General features: G+C 59.6%; 25 protein-coding genes. 14 read left to right on the top strand and 11 right to left on the bottom strand.

Annotated elements, in window-relative coordinates:
- Window positions 1-456, bottom strand: coding sequence for a tripartite tricarboxylate transporter TctB family protein (locus tag BLS60_RS11895; protein WP_092368263.1), 456 nt, complete (start codon window positions 454-456; stop codon window positions 1-3).
- 88 nt (window positions 457-544) lie between these two features.
- Window positions 545-1,528 carry a Bug family tripartite tricarboxylate transporter substrate binding protein gene (locus BLS60_RS11890; RefSeq protein ID WP_092368183.1) on the bottom strand — a complete coding sequence of 328 codons (984 nt, stop codon included), beginning with the start codon at window positions 1,526-1,528 and terminating at the stop codon, window positions 545-547.
- A 421-nt stretch (window positions 1,529-1,949) separates the two neighbouring features.
- On the opposite strand from BLS60_RS11890, the gene BLS60_RS11885 reads away from it, so the two are divergent.
- Entirely contained in the window at window positions 1,950-2,621 is a 672-nt protein-coding gene (locus BLS60_RS11885) for a response regulator (RefSeq protein WP_070883261.1), read from the top strand.
- Window positions 2,614-4,005: a sensor histidine kinase gene (locus BLS60_RS11880; RefSeq protein WP_070883260.1), complete on the top strand. Its 1,392-nt coding sequence runs from the start codon at window positions 2,614-2,616 to the stop codon at window positions 4,003-4,005. The genes BLS60_RS11885 and BLS60_RS11880 overlap by 8 nt, the downstream gene beginning before the upstream one ends.
- A 36-nt stretch (window positions 4,006-4,041) precedes the next feature.
- Here BLS60_RS11880 and BLS60_RS11875 read toward each other — a convergent pair whose 3' ends face one another.
- The gene (locus BLS60_RS11875) at window positions 4,042-4,878 is read right to left on the bottom strand and encodes an HDOD domain-containing protein (RefSeq protein WP_070883259.1); all 837 of its coding nucleotides are present in this window, start codon (window positions 4,876-4,878) and stop codon (window positions 4,042-4,044) included.
- A 48-nt stretch (window positions 4,879-4,926) separates the two neighbouring features.
- On the bottom strand, window positions 4,927-5,868 hold the full coding sequence (gene ygfZ, locus BLS60_RS11870; protein ID WP_092368180.1) for a CAF17-like 4Fe-4S cluster assembly/insertion protein YgfZ: 942 nt from the start codon (window positions 5,866-5,868) through the stop codon (window positions 4,927-4,929).
- A 170-nt stretch (window positions 5,869-6,038) separates the two neighbouring features.
- Between ygfZ and BLS60_RS11865 the strand changes: the two genes are divergently transcribed.
- Together BLS60_RS11865 and BLS60_RS11860 are read left to right on the top strand one after the other, a co-directional pair.
- Entirely contained in the window at window positions 6,039-6,293 is a 255-nt protein-coding gene (locus tag BLS60_RS11865) for an FAD assembly factor SdhE (protein ID WP_042555046.1), read from the top strand.
- A complete protein-coding gene (locus BLS60_RS11860; protein ID WP_092368177.1) occupies window positions 6,277-6,729 on the top strand; it encodes a protein YgfX in 453 nt (150 codons plus the stop codon). Before BLS60_RS11865 ends, BLS60_RS11860 begins: the two co-directional genes overlap by 17 nt.
- On the opposite strand, the gene nadB is transcribed toward BLS60_RS11860, so the two are convergent.
- A complete protein-coding gene (gene nadB / locus BLS60_RS11855) occupies window positions 6,698-8,314 on the bottom strand; it encodes an L-aspartate oxidase (protein ID WP_092368174.1) in 1,617 nt (538 codons plus the stop codon). The two genes, BLS60_RS11860 and nadB, sit on opposite strands and share 32 nt — an antisense overlap.
- Before the next feature lie 471 nt (window positions 8,315-8,785).
- Between nadB and rpoE the strand changes: the two genes are divergently transcribed.
- The 10 genes from rpoE to pdxJ all read left to right on the top strand — a co-directional run bounded on the left by rpoE (window position 8,786) and on the right by pdxJ (window position 18,537).
- On the top strand, window positions 8,786-9,367 hold the full coding sequence (gene rpoE / locus BLS60_RS11850; protein ID WP_013792331.1) for an RNA polymerase sigma factor RpoE/AlgU: 582 nt from the start codon (window positions 8,786-8,788) through the stop codon (window positions 9,365-9,367).
- 31 nt (window positions 9,368-9,398) lie between these two features.
- Window positions 9,399-9,947 (top strand): RseA family anti-sigma factor, encoded by a 549-nt coding sequence (locus BLS60_RS11845; protein WP_070883255.1) that lies wholly within the window; start codon window positions 9,399-9,401, stop codon window positions 9,945-9,947.
- 647 nt (window positions 9,948-10,594) lie between these two features.
- Window positions 10,595-12,031, top strand: coding sequence for a DegQ family serine endoprotease (locus BLS60_RS11840; protein ID WP_070883254.1), 1,437 nt, complete (start codon window positions 10,595-10,597; stop codon window positions 12,029-12,031).
- A gap of 280 nt (window positions 12,032-12,311) precedes the next feature.
- Window positions 12,312-14,111 (top strand): translation elongation factor 4, encoded by a 1,800-nt coding sequence (gene lepA / locus BLS60_RS11835; protein WP_070883253.1) that lies wholly within the window; start codon window positions 12,312-12,314, stop codon window positions 14,109-14,111.
- Window positions 14,112-14,116: 5 nt separating this feature from the next.
- Entirely contained in the window at window positions 14,117-14,971 is an 855-nt protein-coding gene (lepB, locus tag BLS60_RS11830) for a signal peptidase I (RefSeq protein WP_070883252.1), read from the top strand.
- A gap of 108 nt (window positions 14,972-15,079) precedes the next feature.
- A complete protein-coding gene (locus BLS60_RS11825) occupies window positions 15,080-15,457 on the top strand; it encodes a DUF4845 domain-containing protein (RefSeq protein WP_070883251.1) in 378 nt (125 codons plus the stop codon).
- Entirely contained in the window at window positions 15,454-16,143 is a 690-nt protein-coding gene (rnc, locus tag BLS60_RS11820; RefSeq protein ID WP_070883250.1) for a ribonuclease III, read from the top strand. The genes BLS60_RS11825 and rnc overlap by 4 nt, the downstream gene beginning before the upstream one ends.
- Entirely contained in the window at window positions 16,136-17,038 is a 903-nt protein-coding gene (gene era, locus BLS60_RS11815; RefSeq protein WP_092368171.1) for a GTPase Era, read from the top strand. The genes rnc and era overlap by 8 nt, the downstream gene beginning before the upstream one ends.
- 64 nt (window positions 17,039-17,102) lie before the next feature.
- Complete coding sequence (gene recO / locus BLS60_RS11810) at window positions 17,103-17,801, top strand: DNA repair protein RecO (RefSeq protein ID WP_092368168.1); 699 nt, start codon at window positions 17,103-17,105, stop codon at window positions 17,799-17,801.
- Window positions 17,794-18,537, top strand: coding sequence for a pyridoxine 5'-phosphate synthase (pdxJ, locus tag BLS60_RS11805; RefSeq protein WP_092368165.1), 744 nt, complete (start codon window positions 17,794-17,796; stop codon window positions 18,535-18,537). The genes recO and pdxJ overlap by 8 nt, the downstream gene beginning before the upstream one ends.
- On the opposite strand, the gene BLS60_RS11800 is transcribed toward pdxJ, so the two are convergent.
- The 6 genes from BLS60_RS11800 to cmoA all read right to left on the bottom strand — a co-directional run bounded on the left by BLS60_RS11800 (window position 18,534) and on the right by cmoA (window position 23,787).
- Window positions 18,534-19,436 carry a LysR substrate-binding domain-containing protein gene (locus BLS60_RS11800; protein WP_092368162.1) on the bottom strand — a complete coding sequence of 301 codons (903 nt, stop codon included), beginning with the start codon at window positions 19,434-19,436 and terminating at the stop codon, window positions 18,534-18,536. The two genes, pdxJ and BLS60_RS11800, sit on opposite strands and share 4 nt — an antisense overlap.
- A 506-nt stretch (window positions 19,437-19,942) precedes the next feature.
- Window positions 19,943-21,139 (bottom strand): FAD-dependent monooxygenase, encoded by a 1,197-nt coding sequence (locus BLS60_RS11790; protein WP_092368156.1) that lies wholly within the window; start codon window positions 21,137-21,139, stop codon window positions 19,943-19,945.
- A 69-nt stretch (window positions 21,140-21,208) separates the two neighbouring features.
- The gene (locus BLS60_RS11785; protein WP_208597297.1) at window positions 21,209-21,688 is read right to left on the bottom strand and encodes a MarR family winged helix-turn-helix transcriptional regulator; all 480 of its coding nucleotides are present in this window, start codon (window positions 21,686-21,688) and stop codon (window positions 21,209-21,211) included.
- Between the two features lie 15 nt (window positions 21,689-21,703).
- Complete coding sequence (locus BLS60_RS21845; RefSeq protein ID WP_420848456.1) at window positions 21,704-21,967, bottom strand: transposase; 264 nt, start codon at window positions 21,965-21,967, stop codon at window positions 21,704-21,706.
- Between the two features lie 78 nt (window positions 21,968-22,045).
- Window positions 22,046-23,014: a tRNA 5-methoxyuridine(34)/uridine 5-oxyacetic acid(34) synthase CmoB gene (gene cmoB, locus BLS60_RS11775; RefSeq protein WP_092368150.1), complete on the bottom strand. Its 969-nt coding sequence runs from the start codon at window positions 23,012-23,014 to the stop codon at window positions 22,046-22,048.
- On the bottom strand, window positions 23,011-23,787 hold the full coding sequence (gene cmoA / locus BLS60_RS11770) for a carboxy-S-adenosyl-L-methionine synthase CmoA (RefSeq protein WP_070883243.1): 777 nt from the start codon (window positions 23,785-23,787) through the stop codon (window positions 23,011-23,013). The genes cmoB and cmoA overlap by 4 nt, the downstream gene beginning before the upstream one ends.
- Between the last annotated feature and the right edge of the window lie 54 nt (window positions 23,788-23,841).

Below are 23,841 nucleotides of genomic sequence, written 5' to 3'. Positions count from 1 at the left end.
TCAGATCTCCAGGCTGGAAAGGATGCCGAGCGGCAGCGGTACATCGAGGATCTTGTCGAACAACAGGAACAGGCCGACCGCCAGCAACACGCCGGAGATCACGCTGGTCTTCCAGGTGCCCTCGTAAAGGCGGGCCATGGCGATGCCGAAGATCAGGCTGGCCGGAATGAAGCCCAGCGGCTCGAAAAGCGAGGCGTAGATGGTGAAGATCGCCACGCAACCGACCACCTTGCGGATCACATGCCGGTCCAGTGGCGGCTCATCACTGTGCGACGTGGTCTTGGACGGTTTGACCAGCAGGTAGATGGCGCCCAGGCCCATGAGGATCAGCAGCAACAGCGGATAGGCGCGAGGGCCGACCGGCTCGTAGGAGAAGGGCGCGTGATAGCCCCAGGCGACGATGCCCAGCCCGGCACACGCCAGCAGCAGCACCACGCCGAAAATGCGTTGTGACATGAAGAATTCCTCGTTTTTTACCATGCCGAAAGCATCCCCTGGGCAATGCCCAGAGGATGACCGTGAATCACAAGTAGTTGGAGCTGGGTTACTGCTGGATCAGGCCGAATTCCTGGGCCAGTTCCTTGTACTGGGCGACCTGCTTCTTCACGTAGCCGTCGAGTTCTTCGCCGGTCATGGCGAACGGATAAAGCTGGCGATCTTCACGCAGCTTGGCGAAGTCCTCGGAAGCGAGCAGTTGGTCGAAGGAGTTCTTCCACCAAGCATAGGCTTCATCGCTGACTTTCGGGCCGAGGTAGAAGCCGCGAATTACCGGCCAGACCACTTCGTAGCCTTGTTCTTTGGCGGTCGGGATGCTGGCCACTACGTCACCCGGAAGGCGATCTTCGGAGAACACAGCGAGAATGCGCATGTCGCCGCTTTCGATGTGCGGTACGGAGTCGGCAATGTCGGTACTGGCGACCTGAATATGACCGCCGAGCAGTGCGGTGGCCAGCTCACCGCCGCCTTCCATCGCCACATAGCGCATTTCTTTCGGGTCGATACCAGCAGAGCGGGCGATCAGGGCGGTCTGCATCCAGTCCTGGCTACCGACGGTGCCGCCTGAGCCGATGACCACTTTACTTGGATCGTCCTTGAGTGCTTTGACCAGATCGTCCAGGGTTTTGTAAGGCGAGTCCTTGCGAACCGCCAAGGCGCCGTAGCTGGTGCCGACGCCAGCCAGCCACTTCACGGCGCTCTCGTCGAAGCGACCGAATTTGCCTTGTGCCAGATTCAGCAGCGAGCCGCTCGAGAAGGCGGTGATGGTGCCGGCGTCAGAGGGGCGCTGGGCGACAACCGCGTTATAAGCCACCGCACCCACGCCGCCTGGCATGTAGGTCACGCGCATTGGCGATTTCAGCAGCTTGCTTTCAACCAGGGCACTCTGTGCCAACTTGCAGGTCAGGTCGAAACCGCCGCCCGGCGCTGCCGGTGCGATGCACTCGGGGCGACGTGGCTCGTCGGCGAATGCCTGGCCGGCAACCAGCAGGCAGGAAGCGGTCAGCAGAATGGTACGCATGGATGTTTTCATGGGGCGTTCTCCGGTGGAGTCTTTATTGTGGGTACGGCAGCACCTATCCGATCAGCAGTGCGCGGTGCGCGTCATCAGCATCACGCGTGCGCAAAAGCAGTCTAGATAATCAGGTGAGCAAATCTTCGGGAGTCGAGGGTGGGCAGCTTCGGTGTTGAAGCGGGCAGACGCTGGGCTGTCGGCATTGTGTGGATACTCCTTGTTATTTTTGTCACGCCTGCACGCCACTGTGCAGATCGTTTTATAGGGGGATCAAGCCACCTTCCAGTTATCCTAGTGGCGTAACCTTTCGCAAAGCTTTCAATGCTGAAAGTTGTTCCTTGGCGGTCTCGGTGAATGTCTTAACAGCCAAGTTCTTGCGCGAGCGGTAAACTCCTGCCCCTCATGGCGGTCAGGTCCATGGTTCGGTGTGGAGGTTGCAGTGCGAATACTGCTGGTCGAGGATCATCCGCAATTGGCGGCGAGCGTGACTCAGGCGCTCAAGAGTGCCGGGTGGACAGTGGATGTTCTGCATGACGGAGTGGCCGCGGACATGGCACTGAGCAGCGAGGAGTACGCCTTGGCGATCCTTGATGTAGGGTTGCCGCGTATGGACGGTTTCGAGGTCCTGGCGCGTCTGCGCGCGCGCGGCAAGACCGTGCCGGTATTGATGCTAACCGCTCGCGGTGAGGTCAAGGACCGGGTGCACGGCCTCAATCTGGGGGCCGATGACTACCTGGCCAAGCCGTTCGAGCTGAGCGAGCTGGAGGCGCGGGTCAAGGCGTTGCTGCGGCGCAGCATGCTCGGCGGCGAACAACAGTTGCGCTGCGGCGACCTGGTTTACGACCTGGATACCCGCCGTTTCACCTTGTTGGACGAGAACCTCAATCTGACGTCTCGCGAGCAGGCCGTACTCGAAGCGATGATCGCTCGCCCGGGGCGGGTCATGAGCAAAGAACAGTTGGCGTCTCAGGTATTCGGTCTGGACGAAGACGCGAGTGCCGACTCAATCGAGATCTACGTGCATCGGCTGCGCAAGAAGCTGGAAGGCGGTTCGGTGCGTATCGTCACGTTCCGCGGTCTCGGTTACCTGTTGGAAGCCACGGGTGGATAGGCCGGGTAGTCTGCGTGGGCGGCTGATCCGGCGGCTGGCGGTATTGTTCACGGTAATTCTACTGGTCAGCAGCCTCACGGCTTACTGGAGCGCCCGGCATGCCGCGGATACGGCCTATGACCGTACCTTGCTGGCCTCCGCACGGGCTATTTCCGACGGCCTTTATGCGGTAGAGGGCATGCTCAGCGCCAATGTGCCCTATATCGCGCTCGATACCTTCGCCTACGACAGCGCCGGGCGCATCTACTATCAGGTGCTGGGCCCCAAGGGTGAGCTGGTGTCCGGTTACGACAATATACCGGCAGCACCGCCTGATACGCCGCGTACCAACGACTATCCCGCCTTGGCCAAGTTCTATGACGGCGAGTACCTCGGACAGGGCGTGCGGGTGGTCAGCTTTCTGCAGCCGGTCAGCGAGCCGGGCTACAGTGGCATGGCGGAAATTCGCGTGGCCGAAACCCAGGGGGCCCGCGAGCGTATGACTCGCGACCTGTTGCTTGGCACGCTATGGCGCATGGGGCTGCTGTCGGTCAGTGCGCTGCTGCTGGTGTGGCTGGCGGTGAGCGCGGGTCTGCGGCCGCTGGAGAGCCTGCGGCGCGCCGTGGCCGCGCGCAGTAGCGATGACCTGCGACCGCTGCCCGATGGTGACATGCCGCGAGAGCTGCTTCCGCTGGTCAATGCATTGAACCAGTTCAATGCCCGTCTGCGCCGATTGTTCCAGCGGCAGTCACAATTCATCGCCGATGCCTCACATGAATTGCGCACGCCGCTTGCTGCGCTAAAGGCTCGTGTCGAACTCGGCTTGCGCGCTCGCGAGCCCGAGGTGTGGCATGCCACCCTGGAGGACGCAGCGCTGAATGCCGATCGCCTCACCCATCTGGCGAATCAACTGCTGTCACTGGCGCGTATCGAAAGTGGCGCCCGGGCGATTGCCGAGGGCGGGGCGCTGCGCCTGGACCTCAGCCAACTGGCTCGCGAACTGGGCATGGCCTTGGCGCCGTTGGCCCATTCGCGGGGTGTCGCGCTGGCGCTTGAGGCCGAACAGCCGGTGTGGATTCATGGCGAGCCGACGCTGCTCAACGAGCTGCTGTGCAACCTGATCGATAATGCCATGGCTTACACCGAAGCCGGCGGCAACGTGACCCTGCGAGTGCTGGAGTCCGGCGTGTTAGAGGTGGAGGATGACGGGCCGGGAATTCCCGAAGAGGATCGCGAGCGGGTGTTCGAACGCTTTTATCGCCGTCAGGCTCAGGGGCTTGGCGCAGGGTTGGGGCTGGCCATCGTGGGCGAGATCTGCCAGGCACATCGTGCCGCCATCAGTCTGCATCAAGCCAGTCCGCAGGGTTTGCTGGTCCGCGTGGCGTTCCACAGCGAAGCCGACTGAACCAAAAACGGCGAGCAGCCGCTCGCCACAGCGGGTTTACTGCAGCATGGTCATGGCAGCATCCATGGCCGCTGACAGGTCTTCATCGGCATGGATATCCATATCCGGCTTCAGACCGAGCTTGGCAAACGCCGGGATTTGGCTCCAATCCAACTGAGTGTACGGGTGCGGTGTACCAAGATGGCTTTGCAGGGTGGCCACTTGGACGATGTCGACGTAATCGACTTTCGCACTGTTACGGCTGAAATTCGCGTACTGGCTGGGCACGCAGGCGATGACCTCAGGGAACTCCCAGGCGCGCAGGATCTTGTCACCGATTATCGGGTGGATCTGTTCGATCACATGATTGAGGCTGATCGAGTCGGCTAGTAGCTCGCTGTGCTCTTCAGCGTAGGTCAGGATCGGCAGCACGCCGATCTGGTGGACCAGCCCGGCTAGCGTGGCTTGATCCGGCATCAGGCGGGTGTAGTGGCGGCACAGAACGTGGCTGATGCCGGCGATCTCGGTGCTCTTGTTCCACACTTCACGCATCTTGCGGTCGACCACATCGGTGGTGGCCTGGAACATCTGCTCCATGGCAAGGCCGGTGGCCAGGTTGCAGGTGTAATTGATGCCCAGGCGGCCGATGGCCATCTGCAGATCGGTAATTTCCCGGTTGGTGCGCAGCAACGGGCTGTTTACCACCTTGATGATGCGTGCGGTAAGTGCCGCGTCATTGCCGATGACCTTGCTCAATTCCGGGATGCCGACATTCGGGTCTTCAGCCGCCTCGCGAACTTTCAGGGCGACCTCGGGCAAGGTCGGCAGAACCAGTTCATCGTTGTCGATGGCTTTGATCAGATCCAGTTGGACTTTCTCGGCGAGTTTGCTCATGAAATTCTCGTTGTTAGCGTTGTGTTGGCGGACGAAGCGCAGTGTACGTCAGCGCTGGATTTCGCGGTTACTGTCCAGCGTATACGGCAAGTCGAGCAGGGTGAGCGGCGCTCCTTCCAGGGCGCCGAGATGCACAGCGCCATTATTTGCTGCGTCTTCCTGCAGCACGGCGAGCAGTTCTACGCCAGTGGCGCAGGACGCCGCCAACACCACTTCGCCCACCGCGCTGCGATGCACAGGGGAAAACAGCTCGGTGCCGGGCAAGGGTAGCTCGGCACAGGTGCCAGTGAGCCGATAGAGGCGGCGCTTGAGCTTGCCCAGGTACTGCATGCGGGCGACGATTTCCTGCCCGGTGTAACAACCTTTCTTGAAGCTGACCCCGCCAACGGCTTGCAGGTTGATCATCTGCGGGATGAACAGCTCTCGGGTCGCGCCGGTCACCTGGCCGATGCCGGCGCGGATTTGCGCCAACCGCCAGTCATTGAGCGTCGCCGGCGGCAGGTGCTCGCTTAATTGTTGGCGAATGCTTGCGTCGTGTTGTGCTGGCACCCACAGTTCGGCGCGACCATCGCTCAGGCGGATGGCGAACAGGCTTTCGGTGGTTGCGACACTGTCTGCTTCGGTCGCCAGTTCCAGGCCCAGCGCTCGTAACGCTGTGTCGCCAGCGCTCAAACCATAGCGAACCCAGGCCTCACTTTCATCGGTGAGCTTGGCTTTGGAGAACACCGCGTATTTCTGCAGATCGGTCAGCTGCGGCGCCAGCAGCTCGCGATCCATCGCCAGCAGGAAACCATCCGCCACGCTGACGATGCGAAAACTGGAAAGCATGCGGCCTTTTGCTGTGCAGCGTGCTCCGAGGCTCGAGCCATTGGTGCCCAGGTAGCTGATGTTGCAGGTGATCTGCCCTTGCAGAAATTTGCCGGCGTCGGGGCCGCGCACCGCGAGAATGCCTTCATGGGTGAGTGTGCAGAAGAAAGCGCTATCGGCCATGATCGAGAACGTCGCCGGTAAAGAATGAGGCTGCCATGATAAGAGCAGCAGTGAGCCGCAAGCTACAGGCAAAAGCTCGTCGGCCTGGGCACAGCAAGTATTGCCCGATGGCAGCGCTGATCTGGCCGGCAGCTGTTGTTATACTGCCGGCCTTTTCCGAGGAGCAGCCCATGGTCGACGCCACTGAACTCAATCGCCTCTTCTGGCACAGCCGACGCGGCATGCTCGAGTTGGACGTGCTGTTGGTGCCCTTCGTGCGCGAGGTGTACGCCACGCTGAACGACGAAGACCGCGCTCGCTATCGCAAGCTGCTCGAGTGCGAAGATCAGGACATGTTCGGCTGGTTCATGCAGCGTGGCGAACCCGAGGATGCCGATCTGCGTTACATCGTTCGCATGATCCTGGATCGTGTCCAGCCCAAGTAAGCGCTTCGAATGCTACTGGCAACCGTCTCGACGGTTGCTGGAGATCTACCTGTGCCTGCAGGTGCTTGTCCTGTTAACGCTGTTTTGGGTCGAGCTTGCGCTGTGGGCTCGGGTCGCCGGCCTGGCGATGTGTGGCGCTCACGCAGCCTGGGTTTTGCCTCGGCACGTGCTGCTGAGCAGCCCTGAGACCTTCCGCGGCGTGCGTCACGACGACGAGGGTTGGCAGGCGCGCCGTGCAGACGGCGATTGGCTGCCTGTCACCTTGCTACCTGACAGCCTCGCGCTGCCGTGGCTGGTGCTCCTCAGGTTCCGCCTGGCCGGCCAACACCGCGTGCACAGCCTCTGCATCCCAGCGGATGCCCTGGCGTATGAAGCCCATCGTCGCCTGCGTGTGCGCCTGAAATTCAGCCGTCAGCGTTGGCGGGTCGCAGAATAGTGTCCATGGCTTCGGGCAGCATGTCCGGATAATCCAGGGTGTAATGCAGGCCCCGCGACTCTTTGCGCTCCATGGCCGAGAGAATCATCAACTCGGCCACCTGGGCCAGATTGCGCAGTTCGATCAGATCCCGGCTGACCTTGTAGTTGCTGTAGAACTCATCGATCTCGTCGAGCAGCAGCCGCACGCGGTGCTGGGCGCGCTGCAATCGCTTGGTGGTGCGTACGATACCGACGTAGTCCCACATGAAGCGCCGCAGCTCATCCCAGTTATGGGCGATGATCACGTCTTCGTCCGAGTCGGTCACCTGGCTGGCGTCCCAGGACGGCAGGTCTGCGGGCATCTTAATCTGATCCAGCTGCGCGACGATGTCCGCGGCGGCAGAGCGGGCATACACGAAGCATTCGAGCAGTGAGTTACTGGCCATACGATTGGCGCCATGCAGGCCGGTGAAACTGGTTTCGCCGATCGCGTAAAGGCCGGGCACATCGCTGCGGCCAGCCTGATCGACAACCACGCCGCCGCAGGTGTAGTGCGCTGCGGGCACCACGGGGATTGGCTGCCGGGTCATATCGATGCCGAATTCCAGGCAGCGCTGGTAGACGGTAGGGAAGTGGCTTTTGACGAAATCTGAGGGCTTGTGGCTGATGTCCAGGTAAACGCAGTCGATGCCCAGGCGCTTCATTTCATGGTCGATGGCACGGGCGACGATGTCGCGCGGCGCCAGTTCTTCGCGAGTGTCGAAGCGCGGCATGAAGCGTTCGCCATTGGGCAGGCGCAATAACGCACCTTCACCGCGCAGCGCCTCGGTCACCAGAAAACTCTTGGCCTGCGGGTGGTAGAGGCAGGTCGGGTGGAACTGGTTGAACTCCAGGTTGCCAACCCGACAGCCGGCGCGCCAGGCCATGGCGATGCCGTCACCGCAGGCCCCATCCGGGTTGCTGGTGTACAGGTACACCTTGGCTGCGCCGCCCGTGGCCAGGATGACGAAGCGGGCGTGGTGAGTGTCCACCTCGCCGCTGCGCCGATCCAGCACGTAGGCGCCTATGCAGCGCTGGCCCTCGCGCCCGAGTTTGCGCTCGGTAATCAGGTCGATCGCGACCCGCTGCTCGAGCAATTCGACATTGCTGCGCTCGCGCGTGCGCTCAAGGAGGGTATTGAAGATCGCCGCGCCGGTGGCGTCGGCGGCATGGATGATGCGCCGATGGCTGTGGCCGCCTTCGCGAGTCAGGTGGAACTCGAACCCGCCGTCCTCTCGATCATGCTCGTCGTCCCGCGTGAAGGGTACGCCTTGGTCGATAAGCCACTGAATGGCCTCGCGGCTGTGCTCCACGGTGAAGCGCACGGCATCTTCACGGCACAGGCCGCCGCCCGCATTGAGCGTGTCATCCACATGGGAGTCGATGGTGTCGCTGTCGTCCAGGACTGCCGCCACGCCACCCTGAGCCCAGAAAGTCGAGCCGTTGGCCAGCTCACCTTTGCTCAGCACCGCGATGCGCAGGTGCTCGGGGAGGGTCAGTGCCAGGGTCAGGCCCGCAGCACCGCTGCCGATAACCAGGACGTCATGGTGGAAATGTTGGCTCATTGTTCTAAGAGTCCACTAGGGGGCGCCCTCTAGTATATAGAGAGGGGCAGCGGCACAATAGCCAGCCCAGTGGGCTGTCGCGAGCAGAAGGTGTATCGTGGCGGGCTGGCGATGTGCCTGCCAGGTAGTTCTTGAGAAAGTGGTGCTGGAGTTTCATATGCCCAGCTAGAACCAGGATGAACTTTTATAGTCGTCAAGGTTCATAGCCGGGTCGCCCCGGAGAGGGATTGTGTCTGGCGGTCAGGCGCGTGAAGTCGCGATAAAGCGAAAATTCACCTCTGCACCTCAGGCGTTCTAAGACTATTCGCGCAGCAGGGCAGCACCCTGGTGCGCTGTTTCGTGCAAAACCAGAAAGCGTTTTGCGGGAAGCTTGTTCGGAGGGGGAGAACTTTTGCGCATGGCTCGAGTCTATTTTTGCAGACTGGTCCTCTTGCAGACGCTGACCTCCTACGAATTCAACGAGGAGTATTCATGCTAACCCAGGAAGAGGATCAGCAGCTGGTCGAGCGCGTTCAGCGTGGTGACAAGCGAGCGTTTGATCTGTTGGTGCTGAAGTACCAGCACAAGATTCTCGGGTTGATCGTGCGTTTCGTGCACGACACCCATGAAGCTCAGGATGTGGCGCAGGAAGCTTTTGTAAAAGCTTATCGGGCGCTTGGAAACTTTCGCGGTGATAGTGCGTTCTATACATGGCTATACCGCATCGCCATTAACACGGCGAAGAATCATCTGGTTTCTCGCGGTCGGCGGCCACCGGATAACGATGTAAGCGCAGAGGATGCGGAGTTCTACGACGGCGATCATGCCCTCAAGGACATCGAATCTCCCGAGCGTGCGTTGTTGAGGGATGAAATCGAAGCCACCGTGCATCGGAGCATTCAGCAATTACCAGAAGATTTACGAACGGCGCTAACGTTACGTGAATTTGATGGTCTTAGTTACGAAGACATTGCGAGCGTCATGCAGTGTCCTGTTGGCACAGTGCGTTCGCGAATCTTTCGGGCGCGTGAAGCCATCGACAAGTCCCTGCAACCGCTGTTGCAGGAAGCCTGAGACAGCGGCGACAGCCAAGAGAGGAACCGCTATGAGTCGTGAAGCCCTGCAGGAATCGCTGTCCGCGGTAATGGATAACGAAGCGGATGAACTTGAACTTCGGCGTGTGCTCGGTGCGAGCAACGATGCCGAAATGCGTGCAACCTGGTCTCGTTACCAAGTAGCCCGCGCTGTGATGCACAAGGATCTGCTCGTGCCACAGCTGGACATCGCTGCAGCCGTTTCCGCAGCCCTGGCAGACGATGCCACACCGGCAGCGGAGCAGAAAGTAGTGCGTGGTCCTTGGCGCAGTCTTGGTCGGGTAGCTGTAGCAGCTACCGTGACCGTTGCAGTGCTGGCGGGTGTGCGCTTCTACAATGAAGACGATGTTGCCGGAGCCCAGCTGGCTCAGCAGGATCAACCTGCAATCGCACTGCCGCAGGCGCAAGGTCCAGCTATCCTGGCCGGTTTCAGTACTTCGGATTCTCAGCCTAGCATTGAGACCGTATCTGCCGAGACTGAACAGGAACTTCCTGAGTACCTGCGTCAGCAAGCCCAGCAGACTGCTAACGGTGCTGCTGTGAGTGACCAAGAGCGTTAAGTAGAGCGCACATGCGTCATGCGCTCTATGCCTCCCTGTTGCTCGGCAGTTCCTTGGTTATTCACACCATGGCTGCCGAAGCGCGGGGTCGGTCGCATCAACCCAATAAGGGTTGGAGGCGATCAAGATGTTCTCCATGTTAATAACCCAAAAACTCTCCACGCACTTTATTTGGCGTCTCAATGAGCCAGGTAGAAGTGTGAGCGAGAGTTTTTTCAGTTACTTCTACCTGGGAAATGTTGCCTCAGGGGCATTCGGCACTGAGGTGTGCGGCCATTCGTTTAGTGCTGCCGCGCAGCGCATCGCTTGCGTGGCGGGCGAAAGATATGTGGGGTCCAGATTGGCTAACCATGTGTTTAGTCGTTCCGTTGCATAACCCTTTGCAGGGCGGCATTTATACATAGAAGCGTTTAGCTGGCAGTTCATTCTCGGCGCCTGACAATCGATGCCAGAGATGGCATGGTGATGTTACTGAGATACCTGTCGGCAATGTCGGAGCGTATCCTCATGTCGATTCGCTCTGATCCGGTGTACACAGCAGGCTGGGTCGAGGGGATGACAAAGGTCCGTTGTGTCGTTGTACCGTTATGTTGTTTTACCGATAGCCCCGCAGGGGCTCGCTTGTTCTGGATGGGGAAGAAACTGCAATGTCGATGCCTAGCCTGAAAACCTACGCGGCCGCGCTATTCGCGGTGTTCATGATGGCCCAGTCCGTTGCCGCGCATGCGCAGTTGCCGGACTTCACGCCACTTGTCGAAGCCGCTTCGCCTGCCGTGGTCAATATCAGTACCCGGCAGAAAGTGCCAAATGCCGTCGCAGGCAATGGCGGTCTCGCTGTTCCGGATCTGGAAGGCCTGCCGCCAATGTTTCGCGAGTTCTTCGAGCGCAACATTCCCCAGCAGCCCCGTGCCCCGGGCGGTGGTCGTCAGCGTGAAGCTCAATCGCTGGGCTCCGGCTTCATCATTTCCAAGGATGGCTACATCCTGACCAATAATCATGTGGTCGCCGACGCCGATGAGATCATCGTGCGGTTATCTGATCGCAGTGAGCTGGAAGCCAAGCTGATCGGTACCGATCCGCGCAGTGATGTGGCTTTGCTCAAGGTCGAAGCTGACGATCTGCCCACGGTGAAGCTGGGCAATTCCGACGATCTGAAGGTCGGGGAGTGGGTGTTGGCCATTGGCTCGCCCTTCGGTTTTGACCATTCGGTGACTGCCGGTATCGTCAGCGCCAAAGGTCGCAGTCTGCCGAACGAAAGCTATGTGCCGTTCATCCAGACCGACGTGGCCATCAATCCGGGTAATTCGGGCGGTCCGCTGTTCAACCTGGAGGGCGAAGTGGTCGGCATCAACTCGCAGATATTCACTCGCTCCGGCGGCTTCATGGGTTTGTCATTTGCCATCCCGATGAGCGTGGCAATGGATGTGGCCGACCAGTTGAAGAGCAGCGGCAAGGTTAGCCGTGGCTGGTTGGGTGTGGTCATTCAGGAAGTGAACAAGGATCTCGCCGAGTCCTTCGGTCTGGAAAAACCAGCCGGTGCGCTGGTCGCGCAAGTCATGGAAGACGGCCCGGCCGCTAAAGGTGGGCTGCAGGTGGGTGACGTAATCCTCAGCCTGGATGGCAAGCCGATCATCATGTCCGCTGATCTGCCGCACCTAGTGGGCGTCTTGAAGCCTGGCACCAAGGCTAATCTGGAAATTGTCCGTGAAGGTTCGCGTAAGAACCTCAAGCTAGCCGTAGGTGCCATGCCCGCCGATGACGGTGACGAGACGGCCGAAAGTGCCACGCCGGGCGTCGAGCGCAGCAGCAACCGCCTGGGTGTCAGTGTCGCTGAGCTGTCCGGTGAGCAGAAGAAAGCGCTGGATCTCAAAGGGGGTGTGATCATCCGTGAAGTACAGGACGGTCCGGCTGCATTGATCGGCCTGCGCCCGGGTGACGTGATTACTCACCTGAACAACCAGGCGATCAGCTCGGCATCCAACTTCGATGAAGTCGCTCAGGCACTGCCGAAAAACCGCTCGGTGTCGATGCGTGTGCTGCGCCAGGGGCGCGCCAGCTTCATCACCTTCAAGCTGGCTGAGTGAGTCTTGCCAGGTAGGTTTGACTGAATCGTGGCCTGATTGGTCGTGATAGAAAAGAGGCGGCGAAAGTCGCCTCTTTTTATGGGCGGCTACTCATGAAATAACTCACCGGAGTCGTAGTCATGATCGAATTCTTCGCTGCCCTGGGGGTTTTCGGAGTGCTCAGGCTGGCAAATACCTCGCTCCACCGGTTGTCCCGACGTGACGTAGGGGCAACCTCTCGGGTAAACTTCCCGGCTATTTTCGGCGGGCAGTCGCCTGCGGCCTTTTCGAGTGTTGTCCTGTGAGTGACCTGAGTCATATCCGCAATTTTTCCATCATTGCCCACATTGACCACGGCAAGTCGACGCTGGCTGACCGTTTCATCCAGATGTGCGGTGGTCTGACCGCGCGTGAGATGGAGGCTCAGGTACTCGACTCTATGGATCTGGAGCGTGAGCGCGGCATCACCATCAAGGCTCACAGCGTCACCTTGTACTACAAGGCGAAGGACGGCATCACCTACCAACTGAACTTCATCGATACACCCGGCCACGTCGACTTCACCTATGAGGTGAGCCGCTCGCTGGCCGCCTGTGAAGGTGCGTTGCTGGTGGTCGATGCCGGCCAGGGCGTGGAAGCACAGTCGGTAGCCAACTGCTACACGGCCATCGAGCAGGGCCTGGAAGTGATGCCTGTGCTCAACAAGATGGACCTGCCGCAAGCCGATCCAGATCGCGTCAAGGACGAGATCGAGAAGATCATCGGCATCGATGCCACCGACGCCGTCGCCTGCAGCGCCAAGAGCGGCATGGGCGTCGATGAGGTACTGGAGCGCCTGGTGCACACCATTCCGGCGCCGACCGGCGAGATCGAGGCGCCGTTGCAAGCGCTGATCATCGACTCCTGGTTCGACAACTACCTGGGCGTCGTCTCCCTGGTTCGCGTGCGCCACGGTCGAGTGAAGAAAGGTGACAAGATTCTGGTCAAGTCCACCGGCAAGGTGCACCTGGTCGACAGTGTTGGCGTATTCAATCCCAAGCACACCGCCACCGCCGATCTCAAGGCAGGTGAAGTGGGCTTCATTATCGCCAGCATCAAGGACATTCACGGCGCGCCGGTGGGCGATACCCTGACCCTTAGCTCGACACCCGACGTCGAAATGCTGGCAGGCTTCAAGCGTATTCAGCCGCAGGTATACGCCGGTCTGTTCCCGGTCAGCTCTGAAGATTTCGAGGACTTCCGCGATGCGCTGCAGAAGCTGACCCTCAACGACTCATCGCTGCAGTACCTGCCGGAAAGCTCCGACGCCCTGGGCTTCGGCTTCCGCTGTGGCTTCCTCGGCATGCTGCATATGGAAATCATCCAGGAGCGCCTGGAGCGCGAGTACGACCTGGATCTGATCACCACCGCGCCGAGCGTTATTTTCGAAGTGTTGCTCAAGACCGGTGAAACGATCTACGTCGACAACCCGTCCAAGCTGCCGGATGTGTCCTCGGTCGAAGACTTCCGTGAGCCGATCGTACAAGCAACCATCTTGGTTCCGCAGGAACATCTGGGTAACGTGATCACCCTGTGCATCGAGAAGCGCGGTGTACAACGTGACATGCAGTTCCTCGGCACTCAGGTCCAGGTTCGCTATGACCTGCCGATGAACGAAGTGGTGCTCGATTTCTTCGACCGCCTGAAATCCACCAGCCGTGGCTATGCCTCGCTGGATTACCATTTCGACCGTTACCAGTCGGCCAATCTGGTCAAGCTGGACGTGCTGATCAACGGTGACAAGGTCGATGCGCTGGCATTGATCGTGCACCGTGACAACGCCCACTACAAAGGGCGTCAGTTGACCGAGAAGATGAAAGAACTGATCCCTCGGCAGATGTTCGACGTTGCCATCCAGGCCGCCATCGGCGGACAGATTGTGGCGCGTACCACTGTCAAGGCGCTGAGAAAGAACGTTCTGGCCAAGTGCTATGGCGGTGACGTAAGCCGTAAGCGCAAGCTGCTGGAAAAGCAGAAGGCCGGTAAGAAGCGCATGAAGCAAGTGGGCAACGTGGAAATTCCGCAGGAAGCCTTCCTTGCTGTACTCAAGTTGGATAGTTAGGGCCTATGTCATTCAATTTTCCGCTGTTGCTGGTCATCGCCGTCGCCGTGTGCGGCGCGCTGGCGCTGTTCGACCTGGTATTCCTGGCGCCCCGTCGTCGTGCGGCGATTGCCAGTTATCAGGGCAAAGTCGAGCAGCCCGACGAGGCAGTGGTCGAGAAGCTCAACAAAGAGCCTTTGCTGGTTGAATACGGCAAGTCGTTCTTTCCGGTGCTGGCCATCGTGCTGGTGCTGCGCTCGTTTTTGGTAGAGCCGTTCCAGATTCCGTCTGGCTCGATGATCCCGACGCTAGAAGTTGGCGATTTCATTCTGGTCAACAAATTCGCCTATGGCATTCGCCTGCCAGTGCTGGATACCAAGGTGATCGAGGTCGGTGATCCGCAGCGCGGAGACGTCATGGTGTTCCGTTATCCCAGTGACCCCAACGTCAATTACATCAAGCGCGTGATCGGCCTGCCCGGCGACCACGTTCGTTACAGCAGCGACAAGCATCTGTTCGTCAATGGCAAGCCCATCGCCGAGCAGCTGATCGGCGAAGAGCCCGGCAGCCTTGGCAGCGCCACGCTGTACAGCGAGCGTCTGGGTGATATGGAGCATCGCATCCGCAAGGAGATGAACCGCTACCGCGCCGAGCCTGGCAAGGAGTGGACGATTCCCGAAGGGCATTACTTCATGATGGGCGACAACCGCGACAACTCCAACGACAGCCGTTACTGGAACGACCCGAATATCCCCAAGGATGTGCTGGGCATGGTTCCGGATCGCAACATTGTCGGCAAGGCGTTCGCCATCTGGATGAGCTGGCCGGATCCCAAGTTCAGCCACCTGCCGAACTTCTCCCGTGTCGGCCTCATTCACTGATCTGATGAAAATTTGCGGCGCCGTTCAATACGGCGCCGCCAGCTATCTATAGTCTTCTTGTGCGCGCGACGCGCATGACTAGAACTATCTGGATATTTGGGGAAAAACATGAAATTCGCACGCTCGCAGCAAGGCCTGTCGATTGTGAGTTGGCTGGTTGTGCTTGCTGTGGTGGCGTTTCTCGCCAGCACCGCGTTCAAGATAATCCCGCATTACCTCGACTACATGTCGATGGAAAAGATCATCACCTCGGTCGAGACCGACAAGGTGCAGGAAGTCAGGACCGTAGGCGACTTCTATGCTCACGTCAGCCGTGGCATGACGGTCAATAGTATCCGCGACCTGAACCTGAAAGATGTGTTGAAGGTGACCATCGAGAACAATGAGTTTCTCGCCCACCTGAAGTATGAAAAACGTGAATCGCTGATCGAGAACCTCGATCTGGTGGTCAATTTCGATAAAGAATTTCGTGTGCGAATGCCGTGAGTGTTTCGTTGACCCGCCTTGAGCGCCAGCTCGGGCACACCTTCAAGGACCAGGATCTGATGATCCTGGCGCTGACCCATCGCAGCTTTGCCGGGCGCAATAACGAGCGCCTGGAGTTTCTCGGCGATGCCATCCTCAATTTCGTTGCCGGTGAGGCGCTCTACGAGCGCTTTCCCCTGGCCCGCGAAGGCCAGCTCTCCCGGTTGCGTGCGCGGCTGGTAAAGGGCGAAACCCTGGCTGTAATGGCCCGTGGGTTTGACCTGGGCGAATACCTGCGCCTCGGCTCCGGTGAATTGAAGAGCGGCGGTTTCCGTCGTGACTCGATTCTCGCTGATGCGCTGGAAGCCCTGATCGGCGCCATTTACCTGGACGCTGGCATGGATGTCGCCCGCGAGCGAGTGCTGGCCTGGCTGACCAGCGAGCTGGACAGCCTGACCCTGGTCGATACCAACAAGGACCCGAAGACCCGCCTGCAGGAGTTTTTGCAGTCGCGTGCCTGCGAGTTGCCGCGTTATGAGGTGGTCGATATTCAGGGCGAACCTCATTGCCGAACCTTCGTGGTCGAATGCCAGATCAATCTACTCAATGACAAAACCCTGGGCCAAGGTGCCAGTCGTCGCATAGCCGAACAGGTTGCAGCGACGGCCGCGTTGATCGCGCTGGGTGTGGAGAACGGCAATGACTGATTCGCCTGTTACACGCTGTGGCTATGTCGCCATCGTCGGCCGGCCCAACGTGGGCAAATCGACGTTGCTCAACCACATTCTTGGCCAGAAGCTGGCAATTACCTCGCGCAAGCCGCAGACCACTCGCCACAACATGCTTGGCATCAAGACCGAAGGCGAGACGCAGGCCATCTATGTCGACACGCCCGGCCTGCACAAGAATAACGAGAAAGCGCTCAACCGCTACATGAACAAGAACGCCTCGTCGGCGCTGAAGGATGTCGACGTGGTGATCTTCGTGGTTGATCGTACCCGCTGGACCGACGAAGACCAGATGGTTCTCGAGCGCATTCAGTACGTGCAGGGGCCAGTGATCCTGGCGGTCAACAAGACCGACCGTCTGGACGACAAGGCCGACCTGATGCCGCACCTTAAGTGGCTGGCAGAGCAACTACCGAACGCTGAAATCGTGCCGGTTTCGGCGCAACATGGCCACAACCTCGACTCTCTGGAAAAGTTGGTAGGTGATCGCCTGCCGGAAGGCGTGCACTTCTTCCCGGAAGACCAGATTACCGATCGCTCCGGTCGCTTTTTCGCTGCTGAACTGGTGCGCGAGAAGATTATGCGTCAGCTGGGTGCCGAGCTGCCCTACCAAATCACCGTCGAGATTGAAGAGTTCAAGCGCGAAGGTCGGATCATGCACATCCATGCGCTGATTCTGGTCGAGCGTGACGGGCAGAAGAAAATCATCATTGGCGAGAAGGGCGAGCGCATCAAGCGCATCGGCCAGGACGCGCGCAAGGACATGGAGTCGATGTTCGACACCAAGGTCATGCTCAACCTCTGGGTTAAGGTCAAAAGCGGCTGGTCCGACGATGAGCGCGCCCTGCGTTCCTTGGGCTACGACAATATCTGACCCGGCGCCCGGCGTCCCGGCATCCCGCCGCCTTGCGGCTGGCACCGACAGCGAGTGATTCAGCATGCTTGCGCTCAGCCAGCCCGCCTATGTCTTGCACAGCCGTGCGTACCGTGAAAGCAGTGCGCTGGTTGACTTTCTTACGCCCCAGGGGCGCCTGCGTGCCGTGTTACGCGGCGCACGGGGCAAGGCCGGCAGCCTCGCCAGGCCGTTCATTCCTCTTGAGCTGGAAACCCGCGGCCGCGGCGAGCTGAAGAACGTCGGCCGGCTGGAAGCCTCCGGTATTCCCAATTTGCTCTCCGGCGAGGCGCTGTTCAGCGGCCTGTACCTCAACGAATTGCTGATCCGTGTACTGCCGGCCGAAGATCCGCATCCGGTGATTTTCGAACAGTACGCCATGACGGTGCTGGCGCTGGCCCAGGGGCGCGCGTTGGAGCCGCTGCTGCGCGCCTTCGAATGGCGGCTGCTCGATGAACTCGGCTATGGTTTCGCTCTGCACAACGACGTGCAGGGTGACGCTGTCGTCGAGGGCGGTTTGTACCGACTGCAGGCCGATAGCGGCTTCTTGCCCATCGGCCATTGGCAGCCTGGTGCCTTTCTGGGCAGCGAACTGCTGGCCATGGCCGAGGCCGACTGGACCGCGCCAGGGGCGCTAGCCGCAGCCAAACGGCTGATGCGTCAGGCGCTGGCACCTCATCTGGGCGGTCGACCTCTGGTCAGCCGCGAATTGTTCATGACGCTCAAGGAGCCGACCCGTGACTAAAGCCAATCGTGTTTTGCTGGGCGTGAATATCGACCACGTCGCCACCCTGCGTCAGGCACGCGGCACGCGCTATCCCGACCCGGTCAAGGCGGCGCTGGATGCGGAAGAGGCCGGGGCTGATGGCATTACCGTGCACCTGCGTGAAGATCGCCGGCACATTCAGGAGCGCGATGTGCGCCTGCTCAAGGAAGTCATGCAGACGCGCATGAACTTCGAGATGGGCGTGACCGATTTCATGCTCGACTTCGCCGAAGAAATTCGCCCGGAGCACGTCTGCCTGGTGCCGGAAACTCGTCAGGAGTTGACCACTGAAGGTGGTCTGGATGTGGCCGGGCAGGAAGCGCGCATCGCTGCAGCGGTAAAGCGGCTAGCGGCCGTTGATAGTGAGGTTTCGCTGTTCATCGATGCGGACCCACGGCAGATCGAGGCGAGCAAGCGCACTGGCGCGCCGGCTATCGAGCTGCACACTGGCCGTTATGCCGATGCGCATGATCCGCAGCAGGCTGCCATCGAACTGCAGCGTATCCGCGAAGGCGTTGCCTTGGGCGTTTCGCTAGGGCTGATCGTCAATGCCGGCCATGGCCTGCATTACCACAATGTCGAGCCAGTGGCGGCGATCCCCGGTATCAACGAGCTGAACATCGGCCATGCGCTGGTGAGCCACGCGCTGTTCGTTGGCTTCAAGGATGCGGTGCGGGAGATGAAGCAATTGATCGAGAGTGCCGCCGCGCACTAGCGCTTTGCCCCGTAGGCCACTGCGACCTGTGCTGCCAATGCTTCGGCGGCGGCGCCACGGTTGCTGCCACGTAACAATTTGATGTGGTAATCCCCCAGCGGCGGCAGCCCGAACTCCTGCTGGGAGAGGCGGCGCAACGGTGGTTTCACCAAGCTGGCAGGGAAGGCTGCAATGGCCAGATCGGCCAGCAGCGCCGCTTCCTGGCCGGCGCACTGCTCGCTTGAGTAGGCAATGCGGTAACTGCGGCCCAGCCGGTCCAATCCATCCATAGCAGCACGCCGCCAGGCGCAGCCGCGGCTGGCGACGGCCAGCGGCAATGGCATGCGCTTGACCGCTAGCCCACCATCACGACCAGCCCACACCAGCGATTCGCTGCAGATGATTTCCCCTCGGGAGTCGTCGGCGTCGCCGTTGCCGGTGTTCAGCAAGGTGAGGTCCAGCTCCCCGGCATCCAGGCGCTCGATCAGCTCGCAGCTGCGGCCTACTGACACATCAACCTGAACCGCCGGATGGCTGAGGGCGAATTGCGAAAGCAGATCGGGAAGGGCGCCAACGCCGATATCGAAGGGCGTACCAAAACGGACGGTGCCCGCCAGATTGGGAACCAGAAAGTGCGATACCGCTTCCTCGTTAAGCTTGAGCAGGCGGCGGGCGTAGCCGAGCAAAATCTCGCCATCCGTGGTTAGCCGTACGCGACGGCTTTCTCGTAGGAATAGGCTGCGGCCCAAGGTTTCTTCCAGGCGCTTGATCTGTTGGCTTACGGCTGCCGTGGTGCGAAACACCTGCGCAGCGGTGCGGGTGAAACTGCCGCTTTCGGCGATACCGACGAACGTCTTCAGGACATCGCTTTCCAGTAGCGGAAGCGCAGCGGGTATGTCGGCCAGGAGCGTGCTCTTCATGGGTTGTTAATGTTTTCTTAATTGATAGTTTGGTATTACTCATTTGCCTTAACGGTAGGCGCAACTCAATCTGTCGGCAAGCGATCACCGATAACCGGTGTTCACAGGTGGTGAGGAGCGTTGTTATGACGACGAGCAAACAGCATTCAGCAGGTGCCGAGCACACCGATCAAGCTCGGTTACCAGGCAGCTTTCCAGCAGAGCTGGCGCAGTGTCTGGGTGACTGGTATTTCGCTTGGTGCTGGAGGCGCAAGATGCGCCGCCTGCTAAGGCTCGAAGGTATTGGTCAAGTGCGCCTGGGCAGCGCGCACGAGCGAGTGAGCGCTGGAGCGCAGATGCCTCTGCGCTTGATTGTCACGCGGCAAGCCGAGTGGAGACGCAAAAGTAGCCGGTAATAGACGACGCCGAGGCCGGCTTGTTACGGTTCAGCAACAGGCTCATCTGGCAGGCGTATTACCGATTCGACAAAGTCTCCACGCACGCGCAGCCTAACGAACCCTAGCCTGTTAAGGGGTGACGTCGGATGCATAGTCCGGAAGGTCAATTTTTTCCGCATCCCGCAGGAATAGTTTGGAAAATGTTTTACGTACTGCCGGTTTCCCTGCAAGTTGCATTGCACTTCTGAGCAATTTAAGCCCTGTACGAGTGTGAGGCCAAAGCATGCGCGGCACGAATTTGGGAACGCCTTGCCCTTCTTTCACAAACGGTCGCATGACGCGCTCATACGCGACCAGTGCAGATGGAAGATCGTCTGTTCGAGATAGCTCGCCAGCCAATACATAGCCGCCGACGATAGCGAGTGTAGTGCCGATGCCAGATAACGGCGTAACGCACCATGCCGCGTCACCCGTAAGGACGACACGGTCGTGATGCCAGCGGCGCATTCTCACTTGGCGCAGAACATCAAAATAGAAATTATCAGTTTTGTTCATGCCTTCAAGAATGCGTGGAAAATGCCATCCTGCGTCGGAGAACCGCTCCTGAAGGAACTGTTTCTGCCGCTCTATAGGCCAGTCGTTCTCGCCTTCAGGCTTTTTCTGCATCCCCATGTAGACATGCACGTTGTTCCCACGACCAGGCTTTAACGTCGCACCGATTCCACCCACGGTGTTGTATTGACGTGCGAACACGCCATCGGCGGAAGTTTTGGGTATTGCGAAATAGGCAAGCGTCATGTCCATCCACTTCGGATTGTTCTCTCCTGGAAAAATCAATTCGCGAGTGGGTGATCCGACGCCTTCTGCAACGATGACGGCATCGTATCGAGCACTTGGGCTATTACTGAAGTGGACGGTGACGCCGTCTGCATCTTGCTCAAGAGCCCTGATGGTCTCACTGAAAAGAAAGGTTGATCGGCTACTTGCAGGCTCGTAGATCATTCGCGCAATGTCGCCACGCATTATTTCCAGCTCTGCTGTTGGCCCGTCGCCTATATCGTCGACGTGAAAGCGCGCGATGGGATTATCATCTTCGTCTACCCAATCAGTGCCAATTTCACCGGTGCCAAGAGCTTGGGCTGCTTGCTCAAGTCCCATCTTGCGCAGGACCACTCGACCTGCACCGCGGACATCTACGTTTTGGCCCCCGTTACGAAAAGCAGGCGCCTTTTCAATAACAGTCACATCAAAGCCATACCGGGAAAGCCACCAGGCTGTGGTATTTCCAGCAACACTTGCGCCACTGATCAAAATTTTTTTACGCATACGGACTCTCCTGTAGTCCGCGCACAATATCATGCGTGATATAAATAAACATCACGTGTGATATAAGAGTCAGTCTTCCAAATTTTTGATGAACCGCTGGAGTAACGCCAGTAAAATGGCTGCCTCCTCTGGCGTGAATCCACTCATGCCACGTGCGTTGGTATCGAGCAAAATCTGCCGTCCTAGCGCTGCCGTATCCCGACCGCGCGGTGTGATGCTTACAAGCGCAGCGCGCTTGTTTGTCGCCACGACGGCACGTTCGATCAGGCCTGCTGCTTCTAGCTTGTCTAAAGTCGCAACCATGGCGGGCTGTTTTATCGCAGACGCTTTCACGAGGTCCCGCTGAAGCATCGGGCCGCGCCAAGCCAGCCACAGTAACGGGCCAATTAAAGTGAGCGAGGTTCCATGTGACCGTAACGCTGCCTCTACCGCGCGATGAAACACACGCTCTGCGTGCTTCGCGAGGTAGCTAGGAGCAACAGCCGCGTCTGGATGAATATCTTGTTCATTTTCCATTACGGTATTTTGTCGGAAATTGATGGCGGTCACTAGGGTGGTTCTCAATTAGGCCAGCCAGGTGACTGCTGATACGAGGCTGAGCATTGACCGGTAGTTTCTGGTCAACCGCCCGTACCTTGTCGCAATCCGGCGAAACTGCTTCAGCTTCTGGAAATATCGCTCAACCAAATTACGTACCCTGTAGACACGGCGATCCAGTGGTCGAGGGTTTAAGCGATGTCTCCTTGCAGGAATTACAGTCTGGGCTGCGCACTGCTGGATCGTCTCAATCAAAACATCTGAGTCATAGCACTTATCTGCCGATACCAGCTTAGGGTTAAAACATCCGCCATTCCCAAACGTAAAAAGGTAACGGTGATGCCCGATGACCTCAAATGAGAACGCTGCCTAGGGCTTGCGCGCGACCAGCACGGCGCGCCTTGGCGCAGGCAGGCCTTCGATGGTGCGGCTGTGATCCAGCGGGTCGAGGAATTCCGGTAGCGACTGGTAGCGCATCCACTCGGTGCTGCGCTGCTCCTCGACCGAGGTGACGCTCACGTCCACGCAGCGCACATCGACGAAGCCAGCGCGGCGCAGCCATAACTCAAGCGCCGGTACCGAGGGCAGGAACCACACATTGCGCATTTGCGCGTAGCGATCTTCGGGAACCAGCACCTGATTGGCATCGCCTTCCACCACCAGGGTTTCCAGCACCAGCTCGCCGCCCTTGAGCAGGCAGTCCTTGAGCTCCAGCAGGTGGTCGATGGGCGAGCGCCGGTGGTACAGCACGCCCATCGAAAACACGGTGTCGAAGCCTTGCAGTTTCGCCGGCAGGTCTTCGATGCCGATGGGCAGGTGCCAGGCTGGCATGTCTGGCAGGTAATGTTTCATGGCCAGGAACTGGCAAAGGAACAGCCAGTTCGGGTCGATGCCGACCACGCTTGCGGCGCCGTCGCCGAGCATGCGCCACATGTAGTAGCCGTTGCCGCAGCCGACATCGAGCACGCGCTTGCCGGTCAGATCGAGGTGCGGGGAGACCCGCTGCCATTTCCAGTCCGAGCGCCACTCGGTGTCGACGTGCACGTCGAACAGATGAAACGGGCCTTTGCGCCATGGGATCAACCCGCGCAGGGCGCTATCCAGCGCTGCCCGTGCGGTTTCGTCACGGGGGCCGTCGAGGCGGAAGTCATCGCGCAAGTCGATCTGCTCGGCCACCAGCGGCGGCAGCGCCTCGACCGCTGCGTACCAACGTTGAAGGTCGCCATGGCCGATGGCCAGCCTGGCGTCGATCTGCCCCGGCAAGTCTGCGCTCCATTCTTGCAGCGGGGTACCGGCGAGCTGCGCCTGCAGGGCGTCGAGGTCCATGCGGCGCATCATGGCAGGGCCACCAAGGAGGCGAAGTTCAGGCACTGGAACCACGGCACCACGTTGCTGAAGCCGGCGGCGAGCAGGCGTTCACGGTGCTGTTCGAGGCTGTCGGGCAGCATTACATTTTCGATGGCGCTGCGTTTCTGGGCGATTTCCAGCTCGCTGTAGCCGTTGGCGCGCTTGAACGCCACGTGCAGATCGGTGAGCAGGGCATGTTGCTGCTGGTCCTCGAAGCGCAGTTTTTCCGAAAGGATCAGCGCGCCGCCAGGCAGCAACGTGCGGTGGATCCGGCTGAGCAGTTCCAGGCGATTTTCCGGGGCGATGAACTGCAGGGTGAAATTCATCGCCACCAGAGAGGCCGGCTGCCACTGCATGGCGAGGATGTCTGCCTCGATGACTTCCACCGGCAGCAACTCCTGAAACATGGCGTCCTGGGCATGCAGGTACTCGCGGCAACGCTCGACCATGGCCACCGAGTTGTCTACAGCGATGACTCGGCAACCCTCGACCTGCACGTGGCGACGCAGTGCCTGGGTAACGGCGCCCAGGGAGCTGCCCAGGTCATAGAGCAGGCTGTTGGGTTGTGCGAACTGGCCGGCCAGCACACCGATGTTCTCGACGATGGTCGGATAACCGGGCACCGAGCGCTTGATCATGTCCGGGAACACGCGCGCCACGTCTTCGTTGAACACGAAATCTGGCACCTGATCCAGAGGCTGGGCGAAAAGTTGGTCGGGCTGTCTGTTCACGGTCGGTCTGCGCGGCGCTGGAAAGGCGCGCATTTTAGCCAAGTCCGGCGATTAGCCAAACCTTGTCGACGTTATTCGTCGGTAGCG

The organism is Phytopseudomonas seleniipraecipitans (assembly GCF_900102335.1).
In the GTDB taxonomy this organism is placed as follows: Bacteria; Pseudomonadota; Gammaproteobacteria; order Pseudomonadales; family Pseudomonadaceae; genus Aquipseudomonas; species Aquipseudomonas seleniipraecipitans.
The sequence above is the reverse complement of the archived record's forward strand: the minus strand, read 5'-3'. Positions and strand labels throughout refer to the sequence as shown.

Coding starts and splice junctions, on each gene's coding strand:
- BLS60_RS11895 (WP_092368263.1), bottom strand. CDS start 456: ATGTCACAACGCATTTTCGGCGTGGTGCTGCTGCTGGCGTGTGCCGGG.
- BLS60_RS11890 (WP_092368183.1), bottom strand. CDS start 1,528: ATGAAAACATCCATGCGTACCATTCTGCTGACCGCTTCCTGCCTGCTG.
- BLS60_RS11875 (WP_070883259.1), bottom strand. CDS start 4,878: ATGAGCAAACTCGCCGAGAAAGTCCAACTGGATCTGATCAAAGCCATC.
- ygfZ (WP_092368180.1), bottom strand. CDS start 5,868: ATGGCCGATAGCGCTTTCTTCTGCACACTCACCCATGAAGGCATTCTC.
- BLS60_RS11865 (WP_042555046.1), top strand. CDS start 6,039: ATGGTCGACGCCACTGAACTCAATCGCCTCTTCTGGCACAGCCGACGC.
- nadB (WP_092368174.1), bottom strand. CDS start 8,314: ATGAGCCAACATTTCCACCATGACGTCCTGGTTATCGGCAGCGGTGCT.
- rpoE (WP_013792331.1), top strand. CDS start 8,786: ATGCTAACCCAGGAAGAGGATCAGCAGCTGGTCGAGCGCGTTCAGCGT.
- BLS60_RS11845 (WP_070883255.1), top strand. CDS start 9,399: ATGAGTCGTGAAGCCCTGCAGGAATCGCTGTCCGCGGTAATGGATAAC.
- BLS60_RS11840 (WP_070883254.1), top strand. CDS start 10,595: ATGTCGATGCCTAGCCTGAAAACCTACGCGGCCGCGCTATTCGCGGTG.
- lepB (WP_070883252.1), top strand. CDS start 14,117: ATGTCATTCAATTTTCCGCTGTTGCTGGTCATCGCCGTCGCCGTGTGC.
- BLS60_RS11825 (WP_070883251.1), top strand. CDS start 15,080: ATGAAATTCGCACGCTCGCAGCAAGGCCTGTCGATTGTGAGTTGGCTG.
- era (WP_092368171.1), top strand. CDS start 16,136: ATGACTGATTCGCCTGTTACACGCTGTGGCTATGTCGCCATCGTCGGC.
- recO (WP_092368168.1), top strand. CDS start 17,103: ATGCTTGCGCTCAGCCAGCCCGCCTATGTCTTGCACAGCCGTGCGTAC.
- BLS60_RS11800 (WP_092368162.1), bottom strand. CDS start 19,436: ATGAAGAGCACGCTCCTGGCCGACATACCCGCTGCGCTTCCGCTACTG.
- BLS60_RS11790 (WP_092368156.1), bottom strand. CDS start 21,139: ATGCGTAAAAAAATTTTGATCAGTGGCGCAAGTGTTGCTGGAAATACC.
- cmoB (WP_092368150.1), bottom strand. CDS start 23,014: ATGATGCGCCGCATGGACCTCGACGCCCTGCAGGCGCAGCTCGCCGGT.
- cmoA (WP_070883243.1), bottom strand. CDS start 23,787: ATGCGCGCCTTTCCAGCGCCGCGCAGACCGACCGTGAACAGACAGCCC.